Source organism: Streptomyces calidiresistens (genome assembly GCF_014141525.1).
Classification (GTDB): Bacteria; Actinomycetota; Actinomycetes; order Streptomycetales; family Streptomycetaceae; genus Streptomyces; species Streptomyces calidiresistens.
The window spans coordinates 1-6,574 of sequence record NZ_VKHS01000256.1 but is presented as its reverse complement, the minus strand read 5'-3'; the positions used below and the strand labels follow the sequence as shown (position 1 = coordinate 6,574).

Sequence of the window (6,574 nt, the reverse complement as noted above, 5' to 3'; positions counted from 1 at the left end):
GGTGAGGGGGGATACGGTCGGGGACGGGGGTCCCGCCCCGGATCGCATGGATCCGTCCGTTCGGTCGGCTTATCGCACGGTAACAGCGGGGTGGTGAATCGGCGCGTCGTGCGCCTCCCGGCGCGTCGCCCGCGGGGCCCGCCCCGCCGGTGGGGTCCGCACCCGGCCCGGCGGCCCGTCGGACCCCGGTCGCACACGCTCCCCGCGTGCGCGACCCGCGCCCACCGAGCGGGGAAAACACCTGTCGCCGCCGGCCTCCGCCTCCTAGGGTGCGAGACGTGACAGCTCCTTCCTATCTGCGATATCCGCATCCGAACGGTGACCTCCTGACCTTCGTCGCCGAGGACGACGTGTGGGCGGCGCCGGTGGCCGGTGGCCGGGCCTGGCGGGTCGGCGCCGACGCCGTCCCCGTCTCCACCCCACGACTGTCGCCCGACGGCGAACACATCGCCTGGACCTCCACCCGGGACGGCGCCCCCGAGGTACACCTCGCCGCCGTGGACGGCGGCCCCTCCCGCCGCCTCACCCACTGGGGCAGCGGGGAGACCGGAGTCCGCGGCTGGCTGCCCGGCACCGGGGACGGCGGGCCGGAGATCCTGGCCATCACCCCCTGGGGACAGCCCTCACCCCGCCACACCGTGGTCCGCGCGGTGCCCGTGGACGGCGGCCCCTCCCGCGTCCTGCCGTACGGCCCCGTCAGCTCCGTCGCCCACGGACCCGGCGGGGCCGTTCTGGTGGTTTCCGCCGGCCAGTCCCGGGGCCGGGACGGCGCCCGCTGGAAGCGGTACCGCGGCGGTACCGCGGGCAAGCTGTGGATCGACCGCGACGGCTCCGGCACCTTCGAGCGGGTCCACGCCGACCTGAACGGCAATCTCGAATGGCCCATGTGGGTGGGCGGGCGCATCGCCTTCATCTCCGACCACGAGAACACCGGCGCCCTGTACTCCTCCCTGCCCGACGGCTCCGACCTGCGCCGGCACTCCCCGCTGGACGGCGGCTACGCCCGACAGGCCGCCACCGACGGCGAGCGGGTGGCCTGGATGCGGCGCGGCGAGCTCTGGCTCCTGGAATCCCTCGACGCCGACGAACCGCGCCCCCTGGACGGCATCCGCCTCGCCGGTCGCCGCGCCGACCGCCGCCCCCGACCCGTCCCCGCCCTCCGGCGGCTGGGCGGCATCGCCCCCGACCACGACGGGCGGGGCAGCGCCGTGGAGACCCGCGGCACCCTGCACTGGCTGACCCACCGGGAGGGGCCGGTCCGGGCCCTGGACGTCCGCCCGGGGGTTCGCGCCCGGCTGCCCCGGGTCTTCCGGCCGGCCGACGCCGAGAACGAACGGGTGCTGTGGGTCACCGACGCCGAGGGCGACGACGCCCTGGCCCTGGCGCCCGCGGCGCCGGCGCCCCAGGAGGAGGGCGCCCCGCCCCGGCTCCTGGCCTCCGGCGAGCTGGGCCGGGTGCTGGACCTGGCCGTGGCCCCCGACGGTTCCCGGGCCGCCGTCGCGACCCACGACGGCCGGCTGCTGCTGGTGGACCTCGCCGACGGGGCCGTTCACGAACTGGACCGCAGCGCCCACGGCGACGTCGACGGCCTCGGCTTCTCACCCGACTCCGCCTGGCTGGTCTGGTCCCACCCGGGGAGCAACCCGCTGCGGCAGCTCAGGCTCGCCCGGGTCGCCGACCGCCGGGTCGTCGAGGCCACGCCGCTGCGCTTCCGGGACTTCTCCCCGGTCTTCACCCGCGACGGCAAGCACCTGGCGTTCCTCTCCGAGCGCACCTTCGACCCGATCTACGACGCCCACGTCTTCGACCTGTCCTTCCCCGCCGCCTGCCGGCCCCACCTGCTCACCCTGGCGGCGGAGACCCCCTCGCCGTTCGGGCCGCAGCGCCACGGCCGTCCCGTCCCCGGCGGGGACGGCGGCGACCCGGCCGGTCGCCACGGGGACGGCGGGGCGGGCGCCGACGCAGGGGAGGGGGAGAGCGGCGCCGCCCGCGTCCCCACCACCCGGGTGGACATCGAGGGACTCGCCGACCGGATCATCCCCTTCCCCGTGGACGCGGGCCGCTACTCCGACCTGCGCGCCTGGGCCGACGGGGTGCTGTGGCTGCGCCAACCGATCAGCGGCACCCTGGGCACCTCCGCCGGCACCCCCGGCGGCAACCGCCCCGGCACCAGCGTGGAACGGTACGACCTCACCCGGCTGAAGACCGGCACGCTCGCCTCCGACATCCGGGAGTTCGAGGTCACCGGCGACGGCAGGCGCGTCCTGCTGCGCACCGCCGGCGGTCTGCGCAGCGTCCCCGCCGACTCCTCCAACCTCGGCGAGGACGACGAGCAGAACATCACCCTCGACCTCGGCCGGGTGCGTCTGACGGTGGACCCGGCCGCCGAGTGGCGCCAGATGTTCGACGAGACCGGCCGGCTGATGCGGGACCACTTCTGGCGGGCCGACATGGGCGGCGTCGACTGGGACGCGGTGCTGGCCGAGTACCGGCCCCTGGTCGAGCGGATCGCCACCCACGACGACCTGGTGGACCTGCTGTGGGAGGTCCACGGGGAGCTGGGTACCTCCCACGCCTACGTGACGCCCCCCGCCTCCCCGGTCCCGGCCGCCCGCCGCCAGGGCCTGCTCGGCGCCGACCTGACCCGCGACGCGGACGGCACCTGGCGGGTGGCGCGGGTACTCCCCTCGGAGACCTCCGACCCGCAGGCCCGCTCCCCGCTGGCCGCGCCGGGTGTGGCGGTGCGGAAGGGCGACGCGATCCTGGCGGTGGACGGCGTCCCGGTGGACCCCACCACCGGCCCCGGCCCCCTGCTGGCCGGTGCCGCCGACCGGGCGGTGGAGCTGACCGTCGCCCCGGCCGACGGCTCGCCCCGCCGCCACGCCGTGGTGGTCCCGCTCGACAGCGAGGAGCAACTGCGGTACCACGACTGGGTGGCCGGACGCCGGGCCGCCGTGCGCGAACTGTCCGACGGGCGGCTGGGATACCTGCACGTGCCGGACATGGTCAGCAGCGGCTGGGCCCAGCTCCACCGCGACCTGCGCACGGAGATGGGGCGCGAGGGGCTGATCGTGGACGTCCGCGAGAACCGCGGCGGCCACACCTCGCAGCTGGTGATCGAGAAGCTCGCGCGCCGGATCATCGGTTGGGACCTGATCCGTCACCAGGAGCCGCTGAGCTACCCGGAGAACGCCCCGCGCGGCCCGATCGTGGCCATCAGCAACGAGCACGCGGGCTCCGACGGCGACATGGTGACCGCCGCGATCAGGACCCTCGGCCTCGGGCCGGTGGTCGGCACCCGCACCTGGGGCGGGGTGATCGGCATCGACATGCGCTACGACCTGGTGGACGGCACCGCCATCACCCAGCCGCGCTACGCGATCTGGCTCAAGGGGTACGACTGGTCGGTGGAGAACCACGGCGTCGAACCGGACGTCGAGGTGCCCATCGCGCCGCACGAGTACGCCGCGGGCCGCGATCCCCAGCTGGAGACGGCCGTGCGGATGGCGCTGGAGGAGTTGGAGCGCAACCCGGCGGCCGTTCCGCCGGAGCTGCCCCCGCTCTGACGGTCCGTCGGCACCGGTCGGCGCACCCGGTCGGGTCCGTCGCACGGCGCCCGGTCCCGTCCCCACCGGTGGGGACGGGACCGGGCGCCGTGCCCGTGGTCCGCGCCCGTGTCCCCGGCCCGCGTCCCACCGGGCGCACGGGAACCCGGTAGCATCCCGGCCATGGCTGGAGAACCCGACGCGCACTGCCTGTTCTGCAAGATCGTGGCCGGTGAGGTTCCGGCCACCACGGTCCTGGAGACGGAGACCACGGTGGCCTTCCGGGACATCAACCCCCAGGCCCCCACGCACGTCCTGGTCATCCCCCGCGCCCACTACCCGAACGCGGCCTCCCTCGCGACCGGGGCCCCCGCGCTCGCCGCCGACGTGCTGGCGACCGCCGGCGCCGTCGCGGAGCAGGAGGGAGTGGAGGACAGCGGGTACCGGATCGTCCTCAACACGGGATCGGGCGCCGGGCAGACGGTCTTCCACGTGCACGCGCACGTGCTGGCCGGTCGCGGCCTGGAGTGGCCCCCCGGCTGAGCCCCGTCGCGCCCCGGGGTCCCGGGGCCCGTCCGTTCCCCACCCCTCCGGCGGGAGATGTCCGTGCGTGAACTCGTGGTGCTCGGCACCGCCAGCCAGGTACCGACCCGGCACCGCAACCACAACGGCTACCTGCTGCGCTGGGACGGCGAGGGCATCCTCTTCGACCCCGGCGAGGGCACCCAGCGACAGATGAGCCGGGCCGGGGTCAGCGCCCACGACATCACCCGGATCTGCGTCACCCACTTCCACGGCGACCACTGCCTCGGCCTGCCCGGTGTGATCCAGCGCATCAACCTCGACGCCGTCCCCCACCCCGTCACCGCGCATTTCCCGGCGAGCGGACGGCACTTCTTCGACCGTCTGCGGTACGCCACGGCCTACCGGGAGAGCGTGGCCCTGCGGGAGGAGCCGATCGCCGCCGACGGCGTGATCGCCCGGGTCCCCGCCTTCACGCTCTCCGCCGCCCGGCTCTCCCATCCGGTGGAGTCCTTCGGCTACCGGCTCCGCGAGCCGGACTCCCGGCGCATGCTGCCCCAGCGGCTGGCCGACCACGGCATCACCGGCCCCGACGTGGGCCGGTTGCAACGGGAGGGGCGGCTGGGGGCGGTCACCCTGGAGGAGGTCAGCGAGGAACGACCGGGCCAGGTCGCGGCCTTCGTCATGGACACCCGCCTGTGCGACGGGGTGCGGGAACTGGCCGCCGACTGCGACCTGCTGGTGATCGAATCGACCTTCCTCGACGAGGACGTGGCGCTCGCGGAGGAACACGGTCACCTCACCGCCGGCCAGGCCGGGACGGTGGCCGCCGCGGGCGGGGTGCGGCACCTGGTGCTGACCCACTTCAGCCGCCGCTACCGCGACCCCGAACCCTTCGCCCGCCAGGCCAGGGCGGCCGGCTTCACGGGGGAACTCACCGTCGCCGAGGACCTGGCGCGGATCCCGGTGCCCCCGCGCCGCCGGTCCGGGACCGGCGGCTGAGGAACGACCGTCAGAAGCCCAGGCGGCGCAGCTGCTTGGGGTCGCGCTGCCAGTCCTTGGCCACCTTCACGTGCAGGTCCAGGAAGACCGGCGTTCCGAGCAGCGCCTCGATCTGCCGCCGAGAGGTGGTGCCCACCCGCTTGAGCCGGCTCCCCTTGGGGCCGATCACGATGCCCTTCTGACTGCTGCGCTCGATGAAGATGTTGGCGTGGATGTCCAGCAGCGGGCGGTCCGCCGGCCGGTCCCCGCGCGGCAGCATCTCCTCGACCACCACCGCGATCGAGTGCGGCAGCTCGTCCCGCACCCCCTCCAGGGCCGCCTCGCGGATCAGCTCCGCCACCATGACCTGCTCCGGCTCGTCGGTCAGCTCCCCCTCGGGGTAGAGCATCGGTCCCTCGGGCAGCAGCGGCACCAGCAGGTCGGCGAGCAGACCCACCTGCCGATCGGCCACCGCCGACACCGGGACGATCTCGGCCCACTCGATGCCCAGCTCGCGGCCGAGTTGGTCCACCGCGATGAGTCGATCGGCCAGCTCCCGCTGGTCCACCAGGTCGGTCTTGGTGACGACGGCGATCTTCGGGGTGCGCTTGACGCCGGCCAGTTCCTGCGCGATGTAACGGTCGCCGGGGCCGATCCTCTGGTCGGCCGGGAGACAGAAACCGATCACGTCCACCTCGGCCCAGGTGGCGCGGACCACGTCGTTCAGCCGCTCGCCGAGAAGGGTGCGCGGCTTGTGCAGACCGGGGGTGTCCACCAGCACCAGCTGGGCGTCGGGCCGGTGGACGATGCCGCGCACCGTGTGCCGCGTGGTCTGCGGACGGTTCGAGGTGATCGCGACCTTGGTTCCCACCAGGGCGTTGGTCAGGGTGGACTTCCCCGCGTTGGGGCGCCCGACGAAACAGGCGAAACCGGAACGGTGCGGGGCCTCGGAGGGGGCCGGGGTGGGAGCGGTCATGCCCGCCATTCTCCCCGATGCGGCCACCGGGTCCGGCACCCGGTCCGCGGGCGGGCCGGGTGCCGGGCCACGGACCGGATCGGTCGGCGGGCGGGGTCAGCCCGCCGTCGTGGTCGGCCGGGGCGTGCCGTCCGGCGCGGCCAACAGCACCGGTGTCCCGGCGCCGCCGAGGTCCCGCACGGCCGCGAGGTCCTCGGCCGTGGGTTCCCCGGCCTCGGTGACCACCGCCGCCGCCTCCAGCGAGCGGGCCCCGCTGGCCACCGCCATGGCGACGGCCGTGCGCAGGGCGCTCAGCCGCAGGGACTCCAGGGCGACCGTGGACGCCACGTAGGTGCGGCCGGTCTCGTCGCGGACCGCCGCGCCCTCGGGGGCGCCGTTGCGGGCCCGGGCGCTGCGCGCCAGGGTGATGATCTTGCGGTCCTCGGGGTTCAGCGCGTCATCGCTCATGGCGAGCAGCATAGAGAGACCGGGGCCGGGCGCGGAGGGGGCGCCCCCTCCGCGGGACGGCACCGCCCCGCGGGGTCACGCCCGTCGGGAATCCCCCCGGGTC

5 protein-coding genes are annotated in these 6,574 nt (G+C 75.2%); 3 read left to right on the top strand and 2 right to left on the bottom strand.

Annotated features, from left to right (window positions below; all coding sequences use genetic code 11):
* Positions 1-278: 278 nt before the first annotated feature.
* The 3 genes from FOE67_RS12575 (at position 279) to FOE67_RS12565 (ending at position 5,069) form a co-directional block, all read left to right on the top strand.
* Positions 279-3,566 carry a S41 family peptidase gene (locus tag FOE67_RS12575; protein ID WP_182663618.1) on the top strand — a complete coding sequence of 1,096 codons (3,288 nt, stop codon included), beginning with the start codon at positions 279-281 and terminating at the stop codon, positions 3,564-3,566.
* 162 nt (positions 3,567-3,728) lie between these two features.
* Positions 3,729-4,088, top strand: a complete 360-nt coding sequence (locus tag FOE67_RS12570; RefSeq protein ID WP_182663616.1) for a histidine triad nucleotide-binding protein — start codon at positions 3,729-3,731, stop codon at positions 4,086-4,088.
* Positions 4,089-4,145: 57 nt separating this feature from the next.
* Positions 4,146-5,069, top strand: a complete 924-nt coding sequence (locus FOE67_RS12565) for a ribonuclease Z (RefSeq protein WP_182663614.1) — start codon at positions 4,146-4,148, stop codon at positions 5,067-5,069.
* A gap of 10 nt (positions 5,070-5,079) precedes the next feature.
* Here the strand turns inward: FOE67_RS12565 and era are convergent, their stop codons facing one another.
* Positions 5,080-6,033, bottom strand: a complete 954-nt coding sequence (gene era, locus FOE67_RS12560) for a GTPase Era (RefSeq protein ID WP_182663612.1) — start codon at positions 6,031-6,033, stop codon at positions 5,080-5,082.
* A gap of 87 nt (positions 6,034-6,120) precedes the next feature.
* Entirely contained in the window at positions 6,121-6,483 is a 363-nt protein-coding gene (locus tag FOE67_RS12555; RefSeq protein WP_182663610.1) for a cytidine deaminase-like protein, read from the bottom strand.
* Positions 6,484-6,574 lie beyond the last annotated feature (91 nt).